This is a genomic window from Terribacillus sp. AE2B 122 (assembly GCF_902497585.1).
Lineage (GTDB): Bacteria > Bacillota > Bacilli > Bacillales > Amphibacillaceae > Terribacillus > Terribacillus saccharophilus_A.
This window is the reverse complement of record NZ_LR700942.1, coordinates 753,389-775,015: the sequence shown is the minus strand read 5'-3', so window position 1 is coordinate 775,015 and position 21,627 is coordinate 753,389. Positions and strand designations below refer to the sequence as shown.

Below are 21,627 nucleotides of genomic sequence, written 5' to 3'. Positions count from 1 at the left end.
ATGCAAATTTTCTTATGAAGATTTACAATATAGTTCGGTTTTTTATATGGCTAAAACACTTTTTTCCCAGCCTCTTTTTTGCTTGTCTAGGTGTTCACCGCTTCGACTGGTAAGTGTCTCGATTATAATATCCTGTAACCTAAAAAATGACAGGGAGGAGTATATGTATGGCATTATTCATCAAACCAACTACAGGCAGACTGACAAATGGTTTCCTGGGTGCGAGATCGAGTCATAATGGTGTCGACTGGGCTCAATCTGGTACAGTTCGTATTGTCGCAGCAGCGGCAGGATCTGTCAGCAGGTCTTATGTATCTACATCTTATGGTGAAGTTGTCTTTATTGTGCACCAGCTAAATGGTCAGACGTATGAAACAGTTTATGCTCACATGCGGTCCGGATCCAGGCAAGTTCGTGTAGGTGATACTGTCAGACAAGGGCAATTCATTGGCTATATGGGCAGCACAGGGGATTCCACTGGTCAGCATCTGCATTTTGAATTGCATCGAGGCAGATGGAATGCAGAAAAATCAAATGCGGTCAACCCGCTCAATTATATCGGAACAACAGCTAACAGTGCGCAGCAGACTACTAGTGTCCGATACCCAGGCAGCTATATCCGGACGGGATCCCGTGGAGAAAATGTCCGACGTATCCAACGCGCGCTAGGTGTAACGGCAGATGGGATATTCGGACCGAATACAAGGCAGGCGGTCATCAATTTCCAGCGTAACAATGGACTTGGTGTGGATGGAATTGTCGGGCCGGAAACGTGGAATAGATTGTTCTGATTTTGGGCATGCTGACAGCCAGAGGAGGCGTTAGCTATGCAAAATCAACATCTTATAGACTTTCTTAACCAGCAGATAGCCAATATAAGTGTATTACACGTGAAACTGCAGCGTTACCATTGGTATGCGAAAGGTCCATACGGCTATGTAATTGAGCAATATACCGAGGATTTACACGAACAGCTGGATGATATAAAGAAATGCTTAGGTAAACGAGTGCTTTCCATCGGCGGCAGACCAATTGCGGTTATGAGCAAATTCCTGCAGGAAGCCACTATAAAGGAAGCCCAGGCAGATGATGAAGATTATGAGGTAGTCAAGACAATGCGTCATGATTACAGTCAGCTTGCACAAGAGATCAAGATTACCGGTATACCACTTGCGAAAAGGCAGGAAGATGATGCGACCGCTGGATTGCTTGTTGATATACTTGGCAGGCTGGAATACGAGGCGATCCGCTTGTCGAAATATCTAATTGATGCCGATCGATAAGCTGTGCGTAGCCCGCACGGCTTTTCGTTTATCTTTCTTTGCAGTGTTATGCTAAACTAATGACATGTTAAAGAAGGAGAATGACATGGACAAGCAGAAAGTAATCGTCATTGTCGGACCTACAGGTGTCGGCAAGACACAGCTGAGTATCGAGATCGCCAAGAGATATGGTGGAGAAGTGATCAGCGGCGATTCCATGCAGATTTACAGAAGCATGGATATTGGAACCGCAAAAGTAACTAAAGAAGAACAGCAAGGAATTCCGCACCATTTGATTGATATTCGTGATCCGGATGAAAATTATTCAGCTGCTGATTTTCAAGCTGATGTAGAGGCTTGTGTTCAAGATATTGCAAGCAGAGGAAAACTCCCTATTATTGCAGGCGGGACCGGCTTATACATACAGGCAGCCCTTTATGCTTATGATTTTTCAGAAGCGAAACGAGACGACAGCTATCAGCGGAAGCTGGAGCAGGAGGCCCAAACCCATGGCCCAGTACATTTGCACAAACAGCTGCAGGCAGTGGATCCAGTGCAAGCAGAGCGCATCCATCCTAATAATGTACGCCGAGTCATTCGTGCGTTGGAAATATTCCATCGTACTGGGAAAAGAATGAGTGATCACGAAGAAACAGAGCCAGATGCTCGTTATGACACAACAATGATAGGGTTAGATATGGACCGGGATCTTCTTTATGAGCAGATAAATCTGCGGGTTGATAAAATGCTTGCAGAAGGCTTGCTGGAAGAAGTCAAGCGTCTGGTAGAAAGTGGGGTTCAAGATACCCAATCTATGCGAGCAATCGGCTATAAGGAGTTTATCCCTTATCTGGAAGGGAAAATGGACTGGGAAGATACGGTTGACCAGTTGAAGCAGAACAGCAGGCGATATGCCAAACGGCAATATACCTGGTTCCGCAATAAGATGCATGTAGACTGGTATGCAATCACTCCTGCGACAAAAAATGAAAAATTTAGAATTATTTTAGAAGAACTTGCAGGAAAGCTGGAATAAAGGTAGAAATAGGAACCGTATAGAAATTAGGAGGGGAATAGATGTCTCAATCTGTTAATATTCAAGATCAATATCTGAATCAGCTACGCAAAGAACGTATGCAAGTCACAGTCTTCCTGACGAATGGCTTCCAAATCCGTGGAACGGTGAAGGCTTTTGACAATTTCACTGTATTGTTCGAAACGGAAGGTAGACAGCAATTAATCTTCAAACATGCGATTTCCACATTCTCCCCAGTGAAGAATGTATCGCTGGATTATAAAGAACAGAGTTAAATCGGAGCGAGCGCCATATGGCGCTCGTTTTGTTTTGTGGTTGTAAAGCGCGTGGTTGCTGAATAAAGTAGAAAAAGACCATTGGGCATTTGTCACGGCCTACCCGTCTTGAGCGTAGACTACAGCAGTGAGGGGTGATCATGTGGAAGCTCAAGTTACGAATGCAAAAGGGAAAATCAATATCGTCCTGAAAAACAGACAGCAGGAGACAGAACAGCTGCAAAGTGGAACTGTCAAGCGCGACATCGATCCATTCCGTCATATCGACCAGGAATTCTCCGCCTTCATCGGGATGGAAAAGCTCAAAAAAACAATTAAAGAAATTTATGCAAATGTCCATATCAGCGGGAAACGGGAAGCAGCAGGGTTAAAACAAGAAAAGCAAGTGCTGCATATGCTGTTTGAAGGCAATCCCGGTACTGGAAAAACGACGGTAGCCCGCAAGCTTGCATCCGTCTTCCACGACATGAATGTGTTGGATAAAGGTCATTTTATCGAAGCGGAAAGAGCTGATTTAGTTGGGGAATATATCGGGCATACTGCTCAGAAGACGCGGGCGCTCGTCCAGCGTGCCATGGGTGGGATCCTTTTCATAGACGAGGCTTACTCCCTGGCTCGGGGCGGAGAAAAGGACTTCGGCAAAGAAGCAATTGATACTCTTGTTAAACATATGGAAGACGCCTCTAACCGTTTCATACTTATCCTTGCCGGCTACCCTAGGGAAATGGGGCATTTCATGAGCTTGAATCCAGGGTTGCGGTCGCGGTTTCCTATCCAACTCGAATTCCCTGATTATAAATCTGAACAGCTTATGGATATAGCGAAAGGAATGTTTTCAGAAAAAGAGTACCAACTGACCAAAGAAGCAGAATGGAAGCTCAAAGAAATCATCGTCCAGCAGAAAGCAAAACGTACAGCAGATTTTTCGAACGCCCGCTTTGTGCGGAATGTCATTGAAAAAGCCATTCGGATGCAAGCTGTTCGGCTCGTACGCCATGACCACCATCTGTCGACCGAAGAGCTGATGAAAGTGACTGTCGCTGATTTGAACCAAGAAGAATGACAGAATGAATCAAAAAGCTCAAGTGTGTGTGAATCATACGCTCAGAGCTTTTTTTTTGTGCTGTTAACGATTTAGTATAGCAGTATTTTACTAGGGCACCATACTTAGCAAGGAGTGCACATTATGGGAAATATACTGGATTTTCTTGTTCAAAGGGACGTTTGGCTGGGGACAATTATAGTTGTCCTTATTCCAATTATGCTGACCTTGCTAAGCAATAAGCTGAAAGAACTTCGAAAAAAGCCCTATACACGAAAAGAGCAGCATTTCATACCGGAGTATTTTGCCCTGTCTGTAAAAATATCAGCAAATTTAAAACAGCTGAAAGCTGTTGTCGGTGATAGCTCTGATATCATTTATCGTCAATTCAAACTGGGAATGGATAATCGCAGCTGTGCTATCGTTCATATTGACGGATTAGTTGATCAGCAGCAGATGCAGCAATCCATCCTCCATCCACTGCTGCACGCCAAACAGTCTAAATCAGGGCTCAATCTTTTTAAGAGTGAAAGCATAAAGGATTATCTGCTGCATCATGCGATTGAGGTCAGTGATGTGAAAGCGACGAAAGACACTGATAAAATTGTCCGGCAGCTTCTATCGGGGTCTGTATTGCTCTTTGTTGATGGTCTGGATGAAGTTCTGGTTCTTAGCGTGAAAAAATGGCTTTCAAGAAGTTTGAACGAACCGATTACAGAAGCACTTGTCCGTGGGCCGCGATTAAGTTTTATTGAAAACATTCGTGACAATACGGCAATGCTGCGCAGAATGACATCAGACCCTAACTTGACCTTTAAAGATTTTGAGGTGGGGGAGCGGACGAAAAGGCAGCTCACTGTTGTGTATGTGAAAGACATTGCCAATGAAGAGTTGTTAGAAAACGTAAATAATCGAATTCAAAATATGGATATTGATCATGTAGCCGAATCAGGTTATATTGAACAGCTGATCGAGGATGACTATCTGTCCATTTTTCCGCAAGTGCAATCAACCGAGCGTCCGGATCGAGTGATGGGGTCGATTTTGGAGGGGAGAGTAGCCATTTTGCTTGATGGTACATCCTATGCATTGATAGTACCGGCAACTTTCTCCATGATGATGCAGTCGCCAGAGGATTATTACGAACGCTGGATTCCGATGTCACTCATTCGGATATTGAGGTATGTAGCGGCCTTTCTTAGTATCTTCTTGCCTTCCTTTTATATTGCATTCGTGTCCTTTCATCAAGGTTTAATACCTACTGACTTAGCGTTGGCAATAGCTGGAACAAGGGTTGGTGTTCCGTTCCCAACGATCATCGAAGCGCTTTTGATGGAAGTATCGATTGAGTTGTTAAGGGAAGCAGGTCTTAGACTTCCGCGGCCTGTAGGACAAACTGTCGGCTTGGTTGGCGCCTTGATCATCGGGGAAGCAGCGGTGCAAGCTGGTTTAGTTAGTCCAATAATGGTTATAGTCGTTGCTGCCACAGCCATCGCTTCCTTTGTATCCCCGCACTACGCAGCAGGAATTGCACAAAGAGCACTCCGCTTCCTTGCTATGTTTTCGGCAGCTTTCCTCGGTTTATACGGGATCAGTTTATTCTTTTTATCGCTTTGTGTCCATGCGGTCAAGCTTCGGAGCTTTGGCGTTCCATTTGTTACGCCGGGTACACTTTACAGCAAAGACGACTGGAAGGACTTCTTTTTCCGTCTGCCTTTGTTTACGATGAGAAATCGCCCTGCCGAATATTTTCCGAAGGATAGAGTCAGAAGGAAGAAATATTAGGAGATGCAACATATGAAAATGGGAACGACAAGAATTACGACAATACAAATGGTTGCGTTGCTTTCTTCAACCTTAATAGCTGTAGGTATTTTTACACTTCCTAGGAATTTGGCAATGGAAGTGGGCACACCGGATTTATGGGTGTGCGTATTGCTAGGCGGTATATGTGCTTATTTATCATGTCTTATCATTGTGTCTTTAAGCCTTCGTTTTGAACGCCTTACTTTTTTTGAATTCAACAAGCTGATTGTCGGCAAGTGGATAGGTACAATCCTAAGTATCGGTTTTATTGGTTACGCACTTTTGATCGGCGCTTTTGAAATTCGTTCCATGGGTGAACTGACACAGTTTTATCTGCTGGAAGAAACACCGATCTCTGTCATCATAATCAGTATGTACTGGATTGCAATTTACTTGCTGGTAGGCGGCATTAATCCTATAGCGAGGCTGATCGAGCTATTGACCCCTGCTTGTTTGGTTATATTCATCCTGGTGTTTTGTCTAGGCTTTAAAGTCTTTGAGATAGATAATTTAAGGCCATTGTTCGGTCTTGGTCCAGTGCCAATACTGAAAGGTCTTACACCGACATTCCTTACTTTCAGCGGATTAGAATTTTTACTCGTTTTCATTGCAATGATGCAGAATCCGAAACAGGCGAAAAAGGTTGCATTGATTGGATTAGGCATACCTGTATCCATTTACCTGTTAGCAGTAGTCATCATCACGGGGGGATTATCTGTTGAAAGAATGAAGCATCAGAAATGGCCTACGTTTGCCCTTATTCAAGAATACGAATACGAGGGTATACTGTTCGAACGCTTTGATGCTCTGTTTTTAGTCGTTTGGCTGATTCAGATGTTTACGACATATGTGATCTGTCAGTATGTAGCGGCAAAAGGTATCTCTACACTGACGCGTATATCGTATAAAAAAGCAAACTATATGCTGTTGGCTGCAGTTTATTTTATTTGTTTAATTCCTCAGGATCTGAATCAACTGGAAAAGATGGGGACGATTATCGGCTGGACAAGCTTTGTTTTTTCCTTCATTGTTCCTACCATGCTTCTGATAATTGCAGTTGCAAGAGGGCTGAAGCGAGGCGGTGAGGCAAAAAATGATACGTAAAATCTGCATTTGCGTAGTAGCCCTGTTATTCCTTTGCGGCTGCTGGGACAGTTCAGATATAGAAGACATCTCTTTTGTAATTGGTTTTGGGCTTGATAGCAGTGAAAATGAACAGAATCCAATCAAGCATACCACGCAGATTGCTGTCACAAAGAAAAAAGGTGTACAGGGAGTGGCACCACAAGGAAAGATATATCAAAATCTGACAGTTGAAGGGAGTTCAGTTCAGAATATACTGCGCAGTCTCTCCCTCCAGCTGCCTTATCCGGTGTATACGGATCATCTGGAATCTATCATTATCAATCAAGAAACAGCGAGTACTTATGATCTTTCCATCCTCCTGGACCAAATGTTACGTGATAATGTCACACGGCTAAGTCCGCTTGTCGTTTTCAGCAAGCAGCCGGCCAGCGACGTATTGAACACAAATATAGAAGGGGAAATACCAAGCAGTTATATCAGCAGCATCTTCGAGAATCAAACAAGCACGCTGGAGATCCTCCCAGCAGTACGTCTTGGTGAAGTGGCTGCAAATCTGTTATCTCAAACAAGCTTTGTTCTGCCGAATGTAGAAAAGCAAAAAAATACAGTCAAGGTAGATGGGGCGGGGGTAGTAAAAGGGAAAGAAAGAAAACTTATCGGTTTTTTGTCGGTAAAAGAGGTAGAGGGAGTCAACTGGCTGTCTGGAGAAGGGAGAGCGGGGGTGCTTGAGTTTAAGGACGAGAAAAATAATACGATTGTTTATGAAGTACAGACTTATAAAACAAAAGTGAAGCCAAAGTTCCAAAATGGGCGAATTGCCTTCCAGGTACAAATCAGAGCAGAGGGATGGATAACGGAGGATTGGTCAAAAGTAGCGCATAATTTGTCTGAGAATTACGTAACAGATTTGGAAAGATTAGCATCAGATGAAGTCGAGAGTCTGGTGAGTGGAACGCTGAATAAGCTTCAAAAAGATTATAAAACGGATGTAGTGGATTTTTCCGAGAGTTTCCGAATAGCATATCCTAGAGAATATGAAACGATGAAGAAGGAATGGGATGAATATTTTGCAAAAGCAGATGTTAATTGCCAAGTAAGTATTAAGGTTGTCAACACAGGCGACGTAGTGAAATGATTCAAAACATTGCTGTTTTCAAAGAATGAATCATTTTTAGGCTGAAAATTACTTGTTATGTGTTTGGATGTATGTATTCCTAGTGTTTTCTTGAAAGCTTTCGCTTAAAGTGAAGGCTTTTTCCTTGTCTGATAGGGTATAATGACATATGGAAAGGGTGACAGTATGGAACGTGTATTATTGATGGCAGTCCATCATCAGACTCAGACATTAGAGCGATTTCAATCCTCGCTTGATGAATTAGAAGCTTTAACAAAAACAGCAGGTGGCGAAGTGGCAGGAATTGTCACACAGAAACGGGAGCGCCTGCATTCTGGTACATATTTCGGATCAGGGAAGCTGGAGGAACTTGCTGAGCTAGTGGAACAGGAAGAGCCGCTTCTGGTCATATCCAACGACGAATTGTCGCCGGGACAATTAAAAAATATCAGTAACCGGATCGGCGTTCGTGTTATCGATCGAAGCCAGTTGATTCTTGATATATTCGCAACACGTGCACATACCCGAGAAGGCAAACTGCAGGTAGAATTGGCACAGATGCAATATTTGCTGCCTAGATTGTATGGACAAGGTACCGAAATGAGCCGACTTGGAGCAGGTATTGGGACAAGAGGACCTGGTGAGACAAAACTGGAAACCGACAGAAGGCATATCCGCCGCCGGATTGATGAAATCAAGCAGCAGCTAAAAGCTGTCGTCTCGCACCGTTCCCGATATAGGGAGCGCCGTAAAGTGAATCAGGCTTTTCAAATTGCTTTGGTCGGTTATACAAATGCCGGAAAATCAACAATCTTCAACCGAGTGACAGGAAATGACAGTCTGGAGCAAGACCAGCTGTTCGCTACACTGGACCCGATGACGCGCCGCATGCGACTCCCATCAGGTTTTCAAGCACTGTTAACCGATACGGTTGGATTTATCCAGGATCTTCCGACAGCGCTTATCGCAGCTTTCCGTTCAACACTTGAGGAAGTAACAGAAGCTGATTTCATCATTCATATGGTGAATAGCGCGCATCCGGATCATGAACAGCAACAGGCTACTGTACTGAAGCTGCTAACAGAACTTGGGGCTGATCAATTACCGATTTTGACAGTATACAATAAAGCAGATTTACTTACAGAAGATTTCATTGCCAGTGCACATCCATATATCCAGATCTCTGCATTCAAAGAAGAAGACCGCAGACTTGTAATGGAAAAAGTGCAGGAGATGATCCAGGAAGCAAGTGAATTTTATGATACAATCGTACCTGCCTCTGGCGGCCGTCTATTAGATAAACTTGCACAGGAGACGATTTTAACCAAAAGGGAATACAACGAGGAAATGGATGCCTATGAAGTGAGCGGATTCGTATTGCCGGATCATCCGCTTTTCCATCAGTTGAAAGGAAAGAATGAAGCATGATAATCGAAACAGCAAGAAGAACAGAAGAAGAAACAAGCGCCGAGCGCGCTAGAATAGACCGTATCGTGGAAGAAAATCAGAAACGGGTGATGGATGCTTTCCGCCACCAGCGTGTTAGTGACAGTCATTTCAACCCTACCACAGGATATGGCTATGATGACTTTGGACGGGAGACACTCGAACAAGTATACGCAGAAGTGTTCGGCGGAGAGGATGCCCTAGTCCGCCCGCAGATTGTTTCTGGTACACACGCGATAACTACTGCATTATTCGGCGTTTTACGTCCAGGAGATCAACTTCTATATATAACTGGCAAGCCATACGACACGCTGGAAGGTGTCATTGGAAACCGAGAAGAAGATACAGGTTCGTTAAAGGATTTCGGTGTCACATACGATGCTGTTGATTTGACAGAAGATGGAGCAGTTGACTATCCTGCTGTGGCAGCAAAGCTTTCCGAGAAAACGAAGGTGGTGGCAATCCAGCGTTCAAAAGGATATGCCGACCGACCTTCTTTTTCTGTTGCAGAGATTGGTGAAATGATTTCTTTCGTAAAAGAGAAGTATCCAGAAGCAATCATTTTTGTTGATAACTGCTACGGGGAATTTGCTGAAACGGAGGAACCACTTCATGTTGGTGCAGATGTAATAGCAGGATCACTTATCAAGAACCCGGGTGGCGGTATTGTCCGTGCGGGAGGGTATATTGCTGGTCGAGCCGACTTAATTGAGTTGTGTGCCAACCGTTTGACTGCACCAGGTCTTGGAAAAGAGACAGGCGCATCACTTGGGATGCTGCAGGAGCTGTTCCAAGGATTCTTCCTTGCACCACACGTAGTTGGAGAAGCGTTGAAAGGCGCCATCTTTACATCACGATTTTTGGAGTTGCTTGGATTCTCCACTTCACCGAAATTCGACAGCAAGCGTGTTGATTTAATTCAATCAGTGAACTTCCACTCAGCAGATCAAATGATTGCCTTCTGTCAGGCGATTCAGCATGCGTCACCGGTTAACGCCCATGTGACACCGCATGCAGCTCCGATGCCCGGCTATGAGAGTGATGTCATCATGGCGGCAGGAACCTTCATTCAAGGTGCTAGCCTGGAATTGACGGCAGATGGACCGATACGCCCGCCGTATACAGCTTTTGTCCAGGGTGGCTTGACTTATGCCCATGTGAAGCTCGCTATTATGGACGCAGCTCAGAATCTATTAGAAAAAGGCTTGATATCAACTAATCAAGCATACTAAAAAATTTCATGTCAACTAAGCTAACACGTGTTGACATTTAAAATTACCTACGTTTATAATAGACGTAGAGTACATAAGGAAAGGGGATGGACGATAAATGAGTGACATAAATCGCCGATCTATGCCCTTGTTCTCTATTGGTATTGTAAAATCACTTACTGCATTAACAGCGAGACAAATCCGTTATTATGAAGACAACGGACTGATTTTCCCAGCAAGAACAGAAGGCAATCAGCGTCTTTTCTCATTCAACGATGTGGATAGACTGCTGGAAATCAAGGAATTGATCGATAAAGGAATCAACCTTGCAGGAATCAAGCAAATGCTGCCGTACAGAGAAAAACCGACCGCAGAAATGCTTGAAACACCGATCGAACCGGAGATCTCTGATAAAGCATTAAGACAGATGCTGCGTCAGGAACTGATGGATACCGGCCGATTGGGCAAAGCTTCGTTACGTCAGGGAGAGTTATCACGATTCTTCCATTAATAGAGGAGGAGAAAGAATGGCGAAATTTACTAGAGAAGATGTAATCAAGATTATCAAGGAGGAGAACGTAAAGTTCATTCGCTTACAGTTCACCGACTTGCTTGGCACAATTAAAAACGTGGAAATCCCGCTTAGCCAGCTGGACAAAGCATTGGATAACGAAATGATGTTCGACGGATCTTCCATCGAAGGTTTCGTGCGCATCGAAGAGTCCGACATGAAGCTTTACCCGGACTTGGATACATTCGTAGTATTCCCTTGGACAAGCGAAAAAGGCAAAGTGGCACGTTTCATCTGTGATATCTACACTCCAGAAGGAGAGCCATTCGAAGGCTGCCCGCGTTACAACCTGAAGCGTAACATTAAAAAAATGGAAGAGCTTGGATTCAGCGCATTCAACATCGGTACAGAGCCGGAATTCTTCTTGTTCAAACTTGATGAAAAAGGCGAACCTACTTTGGAATTGAACGATAAAGGCGGATACTTCGACCTTGCACCAACTGACTTGGGTGAAACTACTCGTCGCGATATCGTATTGGAACTGGAAGAGATGGGCTTTGAAATTGAGGCTTCTCACCACGAAGTGGCACCAGGCCAGCACGAGATTGATTTCAAATATGCTGATGCATTGAAACATGCTGATGATATCCAAACATTCAAGCTTGTAGTAAAAACAATCGCTAGAAAACACGGTCTGCATGCAACATTCATGCCGAAACCACTATTCGGTGTGAACGGTTCTGGTATGCACTGTAACATGTCTCTATTCAAAGATGGCAAAAACGCATTCTACGATGAAAGCGGCGAGTTGAAGCTTTCTGAAACAGCTTACCAGTTCATCGCAGGTACGTTGAAGCATGCAATTAACTTCACTGCGGTTACAAACCCAACAGTTAACTCTTACAAGCGTCTTGTACCAGGTTATGAAGCACCATGCTACGTTGCATGGTCCGGTAAAAACCGTAGCCCGCTTATCCGTGTACCATCCGCTCGCGGAGCAAGCACACGTGTTGAAGTGCGCAGCGTTGATCCAGCAGCGAACCCATACTTGGCAATGAGCGTATTGCTTGCTGCAGGACTTGACGGAATCAAGAACAACCTGGAAGCACCAGCATCCATCGACCGTAACATCTACGTGATGGACAAAGCAGAAAGAGAAAAGAATGGCGTAGCAGATCTTCCAGCTACACTATACGATGCTCTTGAGCAGCTTAAATCCGACGACATCATCGTCGAAGCACTAGGAGATCACCTATTCGAACACTTCATCGAAGCGAAAGAAATCGAATGGGATATGTTCCGCACGCAAGTTCACCCATGGGAACGCGAACAGTACATGGAAGACTTTTAATTGAGGAAACCCCTGATACCACTGGTGTCAGGGGTTTTTCTTTAAGTTGAGAAAGGTATAGCAAGCACAAAACACCAAAAACCATTTTCCCTGAAGAAAGAGAAGCTAGCACTACAGCATCTTATGACGCAATAGGTGGAGGGCGCAGCAATTCCATTACAGATCAGACAAGCAGCATAACTAAAGAGAATGCAGATGAAGCAGCTTATAGAAAAGGTTCTGCGAGAGATTGGAACGAGCAGTTGAAAGATTGCCTAAGTCGGAGAAATTCCTGATTAAAGAACGGTATATGTGTGAGGATGCGGAGTACATCACTGATTATAAAGTTTATTCCTTTGTATTTCAGCTGCCGATCTCCGAGAAGACATATGCAAAGATTGGTTGGAAAGGTTTCTATAAGCTAGCTTTAAACATGAATATTGCAGTCATTCAGAGAAATGTATAATTGACAAAAAAGCAGATATCTATATCTGCTTTTTCATTATTTAAAGATCTATTTGTTCGAGATGCAATTTCAAAAATGTAGCAAGTAGCAAATCGAAGATGCATAGAATAGGTAATAATAAAAAAATTGATTAGTAATTATTCTCTGTTGAAATCAAAGCTCTACGCGTGCTATATTTTGGGGGAATTGTAATACATCTGTGCATAAATTCCAACACAAGTATTACGAAGCTTATCTTTACAAATAAGGAGGGTTGGTTATGCTCTGCATTTTTTCTGCTGCAAAAGATAAGTTTCGAGAAGACTACCTAAAACAGCAGCAGACAGCAAAGCAAGTAACTACTGTCACTACAGTTAAAGCTCAAAGCACTAAGAAATAGTGTCTTGTACAATCATGGTAGCGGCCTATAGGTTGCTGCCTTTTTTTTGTACGAAAAAACTCGAAAACATTCCGGAATTTTTCCTTGTGTTGTTGCTCTAAAAAGCCTGTATATGTGTATTATCAACAGTCGGCCAAGAGATACTTGGCTGGCTTTTTTTATGCCCTAACATGAAGGTGTCCGCTAATCCGAGGACACCGCTAATTAGCGGACACTCTATCCTCTAATTAGCCGTCCCAAAAAATAGATTCTTCATATAATAGAAAACGCTAAAGAAAGAATTAAAGAAACATATAAAGAAATTACCTAGCAAACGTTATTTTCTAGGGTATAGTTCTTCTACTTTCTCTTAAAATATTCATAAAAATGCTATGTGTAACTCATTCCTATGGGTTTTATGGAAACGAGTGTATTAAGGCTTTTAGCCTTTTTACCAGATCCACAATCATAAGATATGGGTAATTGAAAGGGTGGGGGAACATGGAAGTCACAAAAAAATGCTTTATTGTCCACCAATTGGTAAAGAACAAACTGATATAAGGAGAGCAGCAGAAGGTATAATTGATGCTGTTATAGAGCCCTCACTGGAAAATCTACCATTGCCGAGTTTATGTTCCGTACCTCGAATGCTGACACTAAAGATGGAGGGCGACCTGGCTGCTTGATTTTTGATGAGTGACATATTTACGAAGATACAAAATTAATAAATACACTCATCTCCGGCCAAGGGTGTCATTGGTAAACTAGTTGTGGTGAAAAACAACTCAGATTGCTGGCTATGGACTTACAACAGTGCCAACTGGAATGACAAAGCAATCAAGTTAAAACCTGGCGAAGCATTCACTATCACGAAAGAATTGACTGTGAGCGGCTCCAAGATGTATCAAATTAAATCCGGCTTGTATATCACTGCTTCCACTAAGTATGTAGAAATAAGCAAATAAAGTCTCAAATTTATAGTATGAAGTTAGTCTTGTAAACCATTTTATTCTAGAATATTACAATTTAGGTAATCTAATGCTACAATAAATTGGTCAATCAATTTGACAGTATTTCATCTTATTAATTCATGAAGGGACTGAATTATGCGCAGATATCAAAGCTTATACCACACCACAATTTAATTTAAATAAATGGAGGTTAAGCATTTGATAGTCAATACTATTCGAACCAAGAGATTAATGTTAAGAAAGATGGATAAGTGTGATGCAAATTCATTATTTGCTATTTGGTCAAATCCTAAGGTTACAAAATATATGAATATTGAAGGGTTTACTCGAATAAATGAGGCGGAAGAAATGATTGCCTTTTTAAGTGATTTATCTGAACGAGGAGAAGCCATAAGATATTCCATCTTTAAAAAGAATTCTAATACTATCATAGGATCGTGTGGTTTTAATTCACTCAATTTTGAGGCAAAGTCAGCCGAAATTGGATATGATTTAGATAGTCAATTTTGGAACAAGGGTTATGGGACAGAAGCAGTCAACGGTTTAGTTGATTATGCCTTCCATCAACTTAACCTAAAAATAATCGAGGCGAAAGTAGACCCCAGAAACATACTATCTATAAAGTTATTACAGAAACTAAATTTCGAGTTACAAGGTATTGTAGAAGAGAATGAAGGTCAAGCTGATGATCTTTATCTTTACACAAAGGGATCTCACATACAAAAGAGCTCTAACGGGTGGATTGTGCCATCACAAAAGGGCTGACAGTGAGCGGCTCCAAGATGTATCAAATTAAATCCGGTCTGTATATCACCGCTTCCACAAAATATGTAGAAATACGATAGAAAAAAATCCTCCTTAATTGGAGGTTTTTTTATTTATAACTAGGGTTAAGTTTTCACTTTTATTACTACTGTATTGAGTAAGAATTTATATGTTTTATTCGGATATTAAATACTGTTCCTTGAATTGAGGACTCAATTCGCTCCAAACATCAAATTTATTGCCATCTAAGTCGTAGAAAACAAAGTTTCTTCCGGTGTGTCCTCTATCTTCAATATCTCCAACTCTTACTTGTTTTTTTATAAAGTCCTTATGTATAGTTTTTAAAGCATCTAATCCATTGACCCCAAATGTTAATGAAAAGCGTTCTTCACCGTGAGTATCATAAAAATTTGAGCTCTGATTATCCTTGGATTTTACAAGAAATATGCTTTGATTAGCAAAATTGAATATTGCCTTATCTTTGTCTTTATAAGTCAATTCAGCACCTAATTTTTCTAAATACCATTCCGAAGAAAGATCTACATTTAATACCGGGATGTAAATTGTACCAACTCTCAATAATCTTTTAGTCAAAAACTCCGCCTCCTGTTAACCTTAATTTGGAAAATTATATCCTGAGTTTACCATAAGTAATACATTTTGAGATATATAATAGTAATACCTCCTTAGCGGGAGGGGTTTACTACAAAAATTAGAGCGGCATGATCCATATACATTTCCTCGAACATCTTCTGTTCCTCATCGGTAAACCTCAAAAACCTGGGATCCCATTCTAAAGCTCTTTCCAGGTCGTATCCTTCCTCGTGTGCAATGAAGTCATGAACTACCTTCTGTTTTACCAACAAATAATCTGTATATATGTGGTCTAATCATTGTATCTCCTCCTTTTACCCATATAATCACATTGAAGAAAGGTGTGATTGATTTTTATATGAGTTAGGTGTAAAAAAACCACTTCCAAAAGGAAGTGGTTTTACTATTGTTCAACTTAAGCACCTATTACTTCAATAAGGAAATTATAATTTCTTTTCAAAAAAAGTTAAGGATAGTTGCTCATTTACCAAGACTTCGTTAATATTTTGAAATCCATTCTTTTTATAAAAACTAACAGCTGGAGTATTTTTAGATCCTGTTGCGACTTTTATTGTTTCAACCTGGAACTTAGTTTCAATGAAATTTAAAAGCAACTGTGCAATGCCTTTTCTAAATTGGTTTGGGTGTACGATTAACCTATGTATATCAACTACAACATCGTCTACTTTTATAGATACTACTCCGTATAGATTTCCATTTTCATAATAACCAAAGAAATTTTCTCCACAATGTTGCAAAGTGTAAACCGTGTCCTTTAATGGCGGTATATCATATGTTCCAATAATTTCTGCCTCTACCTTATATGATGGTATTTGTATGTTTAAAACATCGGCAGCACATTTAATATTACGAATGTCAATTTTTTTAATCAAGGAAACCCCTCATTCTGTTATTTTCTTTAAATTATACCATAAAATAGTAAAAAAATTCTTTCGTTATGGGATTAGCAACAATCCTTACGAATACAATCTTTGTAAAAAAAACCTCCAATTACTGAGGGAAGAGGGGGTATTCATTTAAATATCTATTTTTGAGTCTGCCTGTAGTTTTACCGTATATCCCGCCACCAATCCGCTTAGATGTAGCTTTTGGCCCTTTATTTACGGCGTTTACATCGTTGGATATTTTCAGGACGGTATAAAGAAACGATTTGAAGCTCAAATTACTTCCCCCATCTTTTTCGTCATACGGGCGATACTTCTTTGTTTATTCCTCTTGTATAGCTTCTCGTTCCTCCAGATCTTCGCGAAGGAACAAACTATCTTTCCCGGAACGTTTGGTACAATCTTTTCATTCTTTAACAACTGGCTAAGTCTGCTACGTGTAATCCGCAGAAACTCTAGGGCTTCCGAGGATGTCAACATGTCTTTCTGGATGAACTCAATTAGTTGTTCCTTGTTATCGAATGTGTACATAGTTACCTACCTACCCTTCCTTTTGAACAGGTCTGAAAATGCAACAATTAGAGTTGCAATGGCTAATCCAGCACTTAAGATATTCAACCATACTCCACCATAAATGTTGTAGGCAATGAACGCTGCAGCAGCGAGCAATATTAAAAAGAATTTAGTGTTTTTTTGCATAGCAGATGTGTTGATATATATAATTATATTTATGATAAGGGAAGGGCAAAGCCCCTGTACCTTATTCATTGTCCTTCTTACTAGTGTCTATCCATTGCTTAGCTACCCAAGCTATTGAAGTAATGAAGAACACTGTTTGGGTAAGCAGGAAGAAACAGAGTTACCGATAATAACTGTTACGGTTGTGGAAAAACAATAAAGAGGGGTGTAAATCCACTCCCAAACACCCCCAAATATCTTATATACTACATTATTATCAGTCTTATAAAAGAAACCTCGAAATATCAACTATTACTAGAAGATATTTCGAGGTTTTTAAATAGAAATTCTGTTCTGCACACAAGTTCACCCATGGGAACGCGAACAGTAAAGAAACCCCTGATACTATTGGTATCAGGGGTTTTTCTTTTCTTTATACAGTTCGTAAATTTAATCCACTCCCATAATTATTCGCGCATTCTTTTCTTGTATTCTTCTTATTTATACAAAGTGTTCTGTTCCAATTTCTTGGAGATGTGAGTAAACCGCGTTGTCGGTACTGCTCAGATTGAAAACACCGCGTTGGCAGAAGGGCGAGAACAACACATCATGTTATCCAGTATTTTATTTGATGATCGGCAGCATAAACGCGATACTACATCAAAATAAAGCAACTTAGTTGGGAATATCCAGTATTTTTGCGTCTGGCGAGATTGTCTTTTTGATTATCCAGTGGCTCTTGGGACATTTTTTAAATTGAAGGAATTAAGTATTGCAGAAAGGAATAAGTAAGAACGAATACAGGAGAGGTGATGATATAAATGGAAGAAGTAATGACCTTTGCTTCGATTATCAGCCCGATTGTAATTGCTTTAGTGCAACTGATAAAAAAGACAATCACAGTAAATAAGAGGTATTTGCCATTGATTAGCTTGCTTATAGGTATTCTTGTCGGCTTTTTGACTTGGCCATTCACTGATATGGATGTAGTCTTGAGGCTATGGTCTGGGGGATTTGCTGGGCTTGCAGCATCAGGATTGTACTCATTGGGGAAAAAGACAATTTCAGATAATAATAACGATAAGGCGGCCTAAGGAAGGCCTTTTTTATGGATTTATATGATAAAACGATACATTCAACTGGGGTAAGAAGCAGAGTGAATAATTGTGTAATTAAATACGCCTTCCATAATTGGAGGGGCTTTCTCAATTTTTCTCTAATAAGTCTCGTTGTGTTATTGTTAAGATGAATATTTTTGAAATAAATGGAATTTATGTGTATGCTTAGTGCGTATTATGAACGAAGACTTGAAAAAGGCTAACGGAAAGTGGTGATAGAAAATGCGTAAAAAATTTATTGTCTTTGACATTGATGGAACATTATTAACAACAGAAATGGAGTTTCTTGTCAGTACAAAACAAGCTTTGGTTTCTCTTAAAGACCAAGGACATGTAATCGTCATTGCGACAGGGAGGGACTATCCTTCAGCAAAATCCATTGTTGATGAACTTGAAATCGATACATATGTCTTATGTAATGGATCAATTGGATATGTCCGTCATGAATTAGCACATGAACTAATCTTATCAAAGGAATCTATTCATACACTTATTGAAATTGCGATGGAAAACAATGATCAGGTTGTGTTTCAAACAGCTAACGGATTAGCCAGACATTTCGAAGAACCAGGTGAGGCGTTAACTAAAGCTTACGAAAGTCTAGGGTGGACCATCCCTGAGTTTGATCAAAATTTTTGGCGAGAAAATTCAATTATTCAAGCTATGCTTTTCTGCAAGAAAGAAGACCTTCCAAGATATGCTATCAAAGAATTCAGATATGTGAGTTGGCACGAATATGGGTTAGATGTTATACCTAGAGAAGGTTCGAAAGCGAGAACCATTTTGAAGATTGCAGAACAAAATGGTTTCAAGCGTGAAGATATCGTCTTTTTCGGAGATGGAAACAATGATATTGAACTGATGGAACTTTCAGGAGTTGGGATTGCGATGGGTAATGCGGAAACTGAAGTTAAAGAGAAAGCCGATATAATCACAGATAGTTGCAATGAACACGGAATTTACAATGCCCTTAAGAGCATGTCATTAATTTAGAGAGAAGGATTAATAGAACTTGCCAAGTATATAAGAGGCAAGTTTATTTTTAACAGGATTATTAGGAGATATTATTATAGAAATTTTGTACCGCACACAAGTTCACTCATGGGAACGCGAGCAGTACATGGAGGACATCTATTAGTATTATAAAAACCCCCTGATACATTGGTGTCAGGGGGTTTGTATGTAGTATTAACAAGACTTTTGCAACAATATCAATATAACTTAAGTATATTAACCAAATGTATATTCATTTCATCAGCGGATTCTTGAAAATCACGGCGGTACCATTCGATAATCAATCCGATAATTGCATTGGAGGAATAGGAAAATAAATAATCTTCTTCTAGGTGATTTGTATGTTTATCATCAACAAGGATCGAGCGTATTTCATCGAACAGCATGTAATAATACTCTGCAGATACTTCCTTAGATAAGATAATCCTATAAAATTCTTCGTATTTTTGAACATGATGGAAGATACGTACCGTTTCTGGGTCCAGTTTTTCTCTTTCAATATACTTTGTATGACGATAAGGTTCATTGTAGGATTCTCTTAAATCCATCATAATCTCCTCGAAAAATTCCTTAAAGACATCTCCAACTTCTTGATAATGAAAATAAAAAGTTCCTCGATTTATATTTGCTAGTTTGCAGAGTTCCGTTACTTTTATTTGAGGTAAGGGCTTCTTTTTTAGCAGATTTGTTAATGTAAGATGTATATTCTGTTTTGTTTTTAAGACTCGCAAATCATTTTTATTCAAATAAAAACCCCCCTTTATTAAACACTTTTTAAGTATTTGTACTATATCGTACAATTTGATTTTTTTTGCTGATTGAATGCGGTTACAATTCTATATTATTATTTTATCGAACAAATGTACATTAACTATAGGGGATGGATGATATGAGATTAAGAGATAAAGTAGCAATCGTTACAGGAGCGGCCTCTGGGATGGGGAAGGCAATAGCAGAGCTTTATGCAAAAGAAGGAGCAAAAGTAGTTGTTTCAGACTTTAATTTTGAAGGCGCCCAAGCAGTTGCTGAGGCTATCAAGAAGAAGGGTGGAGCAGCAATCGCGAATCGTACAAACGTTGCTGAGTCAGCGGACTTAGAACAATTATTCGCAGAAACAAAGGAAGCGTTTGGTAAATTAGACATTTTGGTTAACAATGCGGGTATCATGGATGGAATGGAGCCGGTGGGGGAGATTACGGATGAGAAATGGGAACGCGTCTTTGCTGTTAACACTACTGGTGTTATGCGAGCGATGCGGATTGCTACGAACATCTTCTTGGAACAAGGCCATGGCGTAATCGTAAACAATATATCAGCAGGCGGGTTGCGCGGGGCGCGAGCAGGGGCAGCATACACAGCTTCAAAACACGCGGTAACTGGATTGACGAAAAATACAGCTTATATGTATGCTCAATCTGGTATCCGGTGTAACGGTATTGCTCCAGGTGGTGTCGAGACTAACATAAGTGCATCTATGACTAATATTTCCGAATTTGGAGCTGGGCGCCAAATGACTGGTAATGGAACAATGCCGCGTGTTGGAAAACCAGCTGAAATTGCTCAACTGGCTCTATTTTTAGGTTCTGATGAATCAAGCTTCGTAAATGGGCAAGTAATTGCGGCTGATGCGGGATGGATTGCATATTAATCGAGCTTGTATAACAAAACCTGAAACTGATTTCAGGTTTTGTTATTTTTCTATAAGTATCTAAATCCAACAGCTTACTGCAAGTTCAGCCCCTTGGAGGAAATGGATCATTGCCATAAGAATCCCGCTCACGAATTCTCCTGTCCCTGCCGTGAATGACATGTTCACCTTTATTCTGCTTAGCTAATTTCTTCCCATAATCCATCGCTTCTTTTTGCGTGTCAAAGCTTCCTGAAGCACGTTTTGCTCCTTCTTTTTTAACCTGCCAGCTGTTATTTCTGTCTGGTACAGTGTGATAGTTTGACATTGTTTCACCTCCAATAAAAGTACTTATAGTGTCTATACCACATAGTAGCCCTGTTTAATGCAAACGATGAGAAATTAAACATATCTGTTTCTTAACTTGTCACTTATTTGTGAAATAATGTACAAACCTTTCGATGGATTCATAACTAATATGTGAAATAATTGAACTATAACAAGGAGGAGATCACATGCCAAAACTACGCGTTACATTATTTCATGAAATACTGGGACAGTTAGAAGCAGACCAACTCCAAGGAACGAAAGCAAGAGAATACCGCTGCGAATTAGGAACGTGCACACCATACGATGTCGTACATCATGCGGAAGTGCTGCTGCAGGAAGGATTCATTTCAGGCGTCGTAACAAACTCCAAGGATTACAGAGATGTCTTCATTGACGATATTTTAGTAAAAGGACATGAATTGTTAGCTTTAATGGGGAACCAGCGAATTCTGGATGGTGCCAAGCGCCTGTTAGGGGAGACATACGAGAAAGCCACGCCAGGTATTCTGCTCGAGGCTCTTAATTTAGCGATGAAACAATATAAAAGCATACAAGAGGAGCTTGCCGTCTAGGCAAGCTCCTTATTTATACCGTTTTTAACGTTCTTTAAGATAATAATCATCCATACTGTGTTGTTCTCTACGGTGGCTTCTTGTATATCCACATTTACACGAATCAGTAA

The 21,627-nt window shown here is 40.8% G+C and carries 23 protein-coding genes and 1 pseudogene; 20 read left to right on the top strand and 4 right to left on the bottom strand.

Translation table 11 applies throughout. The features are described from left to right. Positions 1–167: 167 nt before the first annotated feature. The 16 genes and pseudogenes from AE2B122_RS19120 to AE2B122_RS03885 all read left to right on the top strand — a co-directional run. Positions 168–563 (top strand): annotated as a pseudogene (locus AE2B122_RS19120) (M23 family metallopeptidase); the annotation flags it as partial. After that, positions 558–791 (top strand): peptidoglycan-binding protein, encoded by a 234-nt coding sequence (locus AE2B122_RS19115; protein WP_254593425.1) that lies wholly within the window; start codon positions 558–560, stop codon positions 789–791. The pseudogene AE2B122_RS19120 and the gene AE2B122_RS19115, both read left to right, overlap by 6 nt. A gap of 36 nt (positions 792–827) precedes the next feature. Then, the gene (locus AE2B122_RS03950) at positions 828–1,283 is read left to right on the top strand and encodes a Dps family protein (RefSeq protein WP_095217727.1); all 456 of its coding nucleotides are present in this window, start codon (positions 828–830) and stop codon (positions 1,281–1,283) included. An 85-nt stretch (positions 1,284–1,368) separates the two neighbouring features. Then, positions 1,369–2,298 (top strand): tRNA (adenosine(37)-N6)-dimethylallyltransferase MiaA, encoded by a 930-nt coding sequence (gene miaA, locus AE2B122_RS03945; protein WP_175073149.1) that lies wholly within the window; start codon positions 1,369–1,371, stop codon positions 2,296–2,298. A gap of 41 nt (positions 2,299–2,339) precedes the next feature. After that, on the top strand, positions 2,340–2,573 hold the full coding sequence (gene hfq, locus AE2B122_RS03940) for an RNA chaperone Hfq (protein WP_038560416.1): 234 nt from the start codon (positions 2,340–2,342) through the stop codon (positions 2,571–2,573). Positions 2,574–2,715: 142 nt separating this feature from the next. Then, a complete protein-coding gene (locus tag AE2B122_RS03935) occupies positions 2,716–3,636 on the top strand; it encodes an AAA family ATPase (RefSeq protein WP_175073148.1) in 921 nt (306 codons plus the stop codon). Positions 3,637–3,834: 198 nt separating this feature from the next. After that, positions 3,835–5,400 (top strand): spore germination protein, encoded by a 1,566-nt coding sequence (locus AE2B122_RS03930; protein ID WP_175073296.1) that lies wholly within the window; start codon positions 3,835–3,837, stop codon positions 5,398–5,400. A gap of 12 nt (positions 5,401–5,412) precedes the next feature. After that, positions 5,413–6,525 (top strand): GerAB/ArcD/ProY family transporter, encoded by a 1,113-nt coding sequence (locus AE2B122_RS03925; RefSeq protein WP_175073147.1) that lies wholly within the window; start codon positions 5,413–5,415, stop codon positions 6,523–6,525. Then, positions 6,515–7,642, top strand: a complete 1,128-nt coding sequence (locus AE2B122_RS03920; protein WP_175073146.1) for a Ger(x)C family spore germination protein — start codon at positions 6,515–6,517, stop codon at positions 7,640–7,642. Before AE2B122_RS03925 ends, AE2B122_RS03920 begins: the two co-directional genes overlap by 11 nt. Before the next feature lie 165 nt (positions 7,643–7,807). Next, a complete protein-coding gene (hflX, locus tag AE2B122_RS03915) occupies positions 7,808–9,049 on the top strand; it encodes a GTPase HflX (protein ID WP_175073145.1) in 1,242 nt (413 codons plus the stop codon). Then, the gene (locus AE2B122_RS03910) at positions 9,046–10,299 is read left to right on the top strand and encodes a methionine gamma-lyase family protein (protein ID WP_175073144.1); all 1,254 of its coding nucleotides are present in this window, start codon (positions 9,046–9,048) and stop codon (positions 10,297–10,299) included. The genes hflX and AE2B122_RS03910 overlap by 4 nt, the downstream gene beginning before the upstream one ends. Before the next feature lie 97 nt (positions 10,300–10,396). Then, the gene (locus AE2B122_RS03905; RefSeq protein ID WP_095217734.1) at positions 10,397–10,789 is read left to right on the top strand and encodes a MerR family transcriptional regulator; all 393 of its coding nucleotides are present in this window, start codon (positions 10,397–10,399) and stop codon (positions 10,787–10,789) included. Positions 10,790–10,805: 16 nt separating this feature from the next. Further along, a complete protein-coding gene (gene glnA / locus AE2B122_RS03900; protein WP_095217735.1) occupies positions 10,806–12,140 on the top strand; it encodes a type I glutamate--ammonia ligase in 1,335 nt (444 codons plus the stop codon). Between the two features lie 229 nt (positions 12,141–12,369). Beyond that, positions 12,370–12,585: a hypothetical protein gene (locus AE2B122_RS03895; protein WP_175073143.1), complete on the top strand. Its 216-nt coding sequence runs from the start codon at positions 12,370–12,372 to the stop codon at positions 12,583–12,585. A 1,128-nt stretch (positions 12,586–13,713) separates the two neighbouring features. After that, positions 13,714–13,908: a DUF5776 domain-containing protein gene (locus tag AE2B122_RS03890; RefSeq protein ID WP_175073142.1), complete on the top strand. Its 195-nt coding sequence runs from the start codon at positions 13,714–13,716 to the stop codon at positions 13,906–13,908. Positions 13,909–14,115: 207 nt separating this feature from the next. Beyond that, a complete protein-coding gene (locus tag AE2B122_RS03885; protein WP_141235001.1) occupies positions 14,116–14,679 on the top strand; it encodes a GNAT family N-acetyltransferase in 564 nt (187 codons plus the stop codon). 174 nt (positions 14,680–14,853) lie between these two features. Here AE2B122_RS03885 and AE2B122_RS03880 read toward each other — a convergent pair whose 3' ends face one another. Both AE2B122_RS03880 and AE2B122_RS03875 read right to left on the bottom strand, forming a co-directional pair. Continuing rightward, positions 14,854–15,273 (bottom strand): VOC family protein, encoded by a 420-nt coding sequence (locus AE2B122_RS03880; protein WP_175073141.1) that lies wholly within the window; start codon positions 15,271–15,273, stop codon positions 14,854–14,856. A gap of 443 nt (positions 15,274–15,716) precedes the next feature. After that, complete coding sequence (locus tag AE2B122_RS03875) at positions 15,717–16,166, bottom strand: N-acetyltransferase (RefSeq protein WP_095230260.1); 450 nt, start codon at positions 16,164–16,166, stop codon at positions 15,717–15,719. 1,511 nt (positions 16,167–17,677) lie between these two features. On the opposite strand from AE2B122_RS03875, the gene AE2B122_RS03870 reads away from it, so the two are divergent. Both AE2B122_RS03870 and AE2B122_RS03865 read left to right on the top strand, forming a co-directional pair. Continuing rightward, positions 17,678–17,950, top strand: coding sequence for a holin (locus tag AE2B122_RS03870; protein WP_175073140.1), 273 nt, complete (start codon positions 17,678–17,680; stop codon positions 17,948–17,950). Positions 17,951–18,196: 246 nt separating this feature from the next. Further along, complete coding sequence (locus tag AE2B122_RS03865; RefSeq protein ID WP_095270172.1) at positions 18,197–18,967, top strand: Cof-type HAD-IIB family hydrolase; 771 nt, start codon at positions 18,197–18,199, stop codon at positions 18,965–18,967. A gap of 218 nt (positions 18,968–19,185) precedes the next feature. On the opposite strand, the gene AE2B122_RS03860 is transcribed toward AE2B122_RS03865, so the two are convergent. Further along, positions 19,186–19,734, bottom strand: coding sequence for a TetR/AcrR family transcriptional regulator (locus AE2B122_RS03860; protein WP_095217744.1), 549 nt, complete (start codon positions 19,732–19,734; stop codon positions 19,186–19,188). 143 nt (positions 19,735–19,877) lie between these two features. On the opposite strand from AE2B122_RS03860, the gene AE2B122_RS03855 reads away from it, so the two are divergent. Then, positions 19,878–20,636, top strand: a complete 759-nt coding sequence (locus AE2B122_RS03855; RefSeq protein ID WP_095217745.1) for an SDR family oxidoreductase — start codon at positions 19,878–19,880, stop codon at positions 20,634–20,636. Between the two features lie 85 nt (positions 20,637–20,721). Here the strand turns inward: AE2B122_RS03855 and AE2B122_RS03850 are convergent, their stop codons facing one another. After that, the gene (locus AE2B122_RS03850; RefSeq protein WP_175073139.1) at positions 20,722–20,943 is read right to left on the bottom strand and encodes a DUF2188 domain-containing protein; all 222 of its coding nucleotides are present in this window, start codon (positions 20,941–20,943) and stop codon (positions 20,722–20,724) included. A 187-nt stretch (positions 20,944–21,130) separates the two neighbouring features. Here AE2B122_RS03850 and AE2B122_RS03845 point away from each other — a divergent pair, with 187 nt between their 5' ends. Next, positions 21,131–21,517, top strand: a complete 387-nt coding sequence (locus AE2B122_RS03845) for a hypothetical protein (protein WP_095261168.1) — start codon at positions 21,131–21,133, stop codon at positions 21,515–21,517. Positions 21,518–21,627: the final 110 nt, after the last annotated feature.

Coding starts and splice junctions, on each gene's coding strand:
- AE2B122_RS03950 (WP_095217727.1), top strand. CDS start 828: ATGCAAAATCAACATCTTATAGACTTTCTTAACCAGCAGATAGCCAAT.
- miaA (WP_175073149.1), top strand. CDS start 1,369: ATGGACAAGCAGAAAGTAATCGTCATTGTCGGACCTACAGGTGTCGGC.
- hfq (WP_038560416.1), top strand. CDS start 2,340: ATGTCTCAATCTGTTAATATTCAAGATCAATATCTGAATCAGCTACGC.
- AE2B122_RS03930 (WP_175073296.1), top strand. CDS start 3,835: ATGCTGACCTTGCTAAGCAATAAGCTGAAAGAACTTCGAAAAAAGCCC.
- AE2B122_RS03925 (WP_175073147.1), top strand. CDS start 5,413: ATGAAAATGGGAACGACAAGAATTACGACAATACAAATGGTTGCGTTG.
- AE2B122_RS03920 (WP_175073146.1), top strand. CDS start 6,515: ATGATACGTAAAATCTGCATTTGCGTAGTAGCCCTGTTATTCCTTTGC.
- hflX (WP_175073145.1), top strand. CDS start 7,808: ATGGAACGTGTATTATTGATGGCAGTCCATCATCAGACTCAGACATTA.
- AE2B122_RS03910 (WP_175073144.1), top strand. CDS start 9,046: ATGATAATCGAAACAGCAAGAAGAACAGAAGAAGAAACAAGCGCCGAG.
- AE2B122_RS03905 (WP_095217734.1), top strand. CDS start 10,397: ATGAGTGACATAAATCGCCGATCTATGCCCTTGTTCTCTATTGGTATT.
- glnA (WP_095217735.1), top strand. CDS start 10,806: ATGGCGAAATTTACTAGAGAAGATGTAATCAAGATTATCAAGGAGGAG.
- AE2B122_RS03870 (WP_175073140.1), top strand. CDS start 17,678: ATGGAAGAAGTAATGACCTTTGCTTCGATTATCAGCCCGATTGTAATT.
- AE2B122_RS03865 (WP_095270172.1), top strand. CDS start 18,197: ATGCGTAAAAAATTTATTGTCTTTGACATTGATGGAACATTATTAACA.
- AE2B122_RS03855 (WP_095217745.1), top strand. CDS start 19,878: ATGAGATTAAGAGATAAAGTAGCAATCGTTACAGGAGCGGCCTCTGGG.
- AE2B122_RS03850 (WP_175073139.1), bottom strand. CDS start 20,943: ATGTCAAACTATCACACTGTACCAGACAGAAATAACAGCTGGCAGGTT.
- AE2B122_RS03845 (WP_095261168.1), top strand. CDS start 21,131: ATGCCAAAACTACGCGTTACATTATTTCATGAAATACTGGGACAGTTA.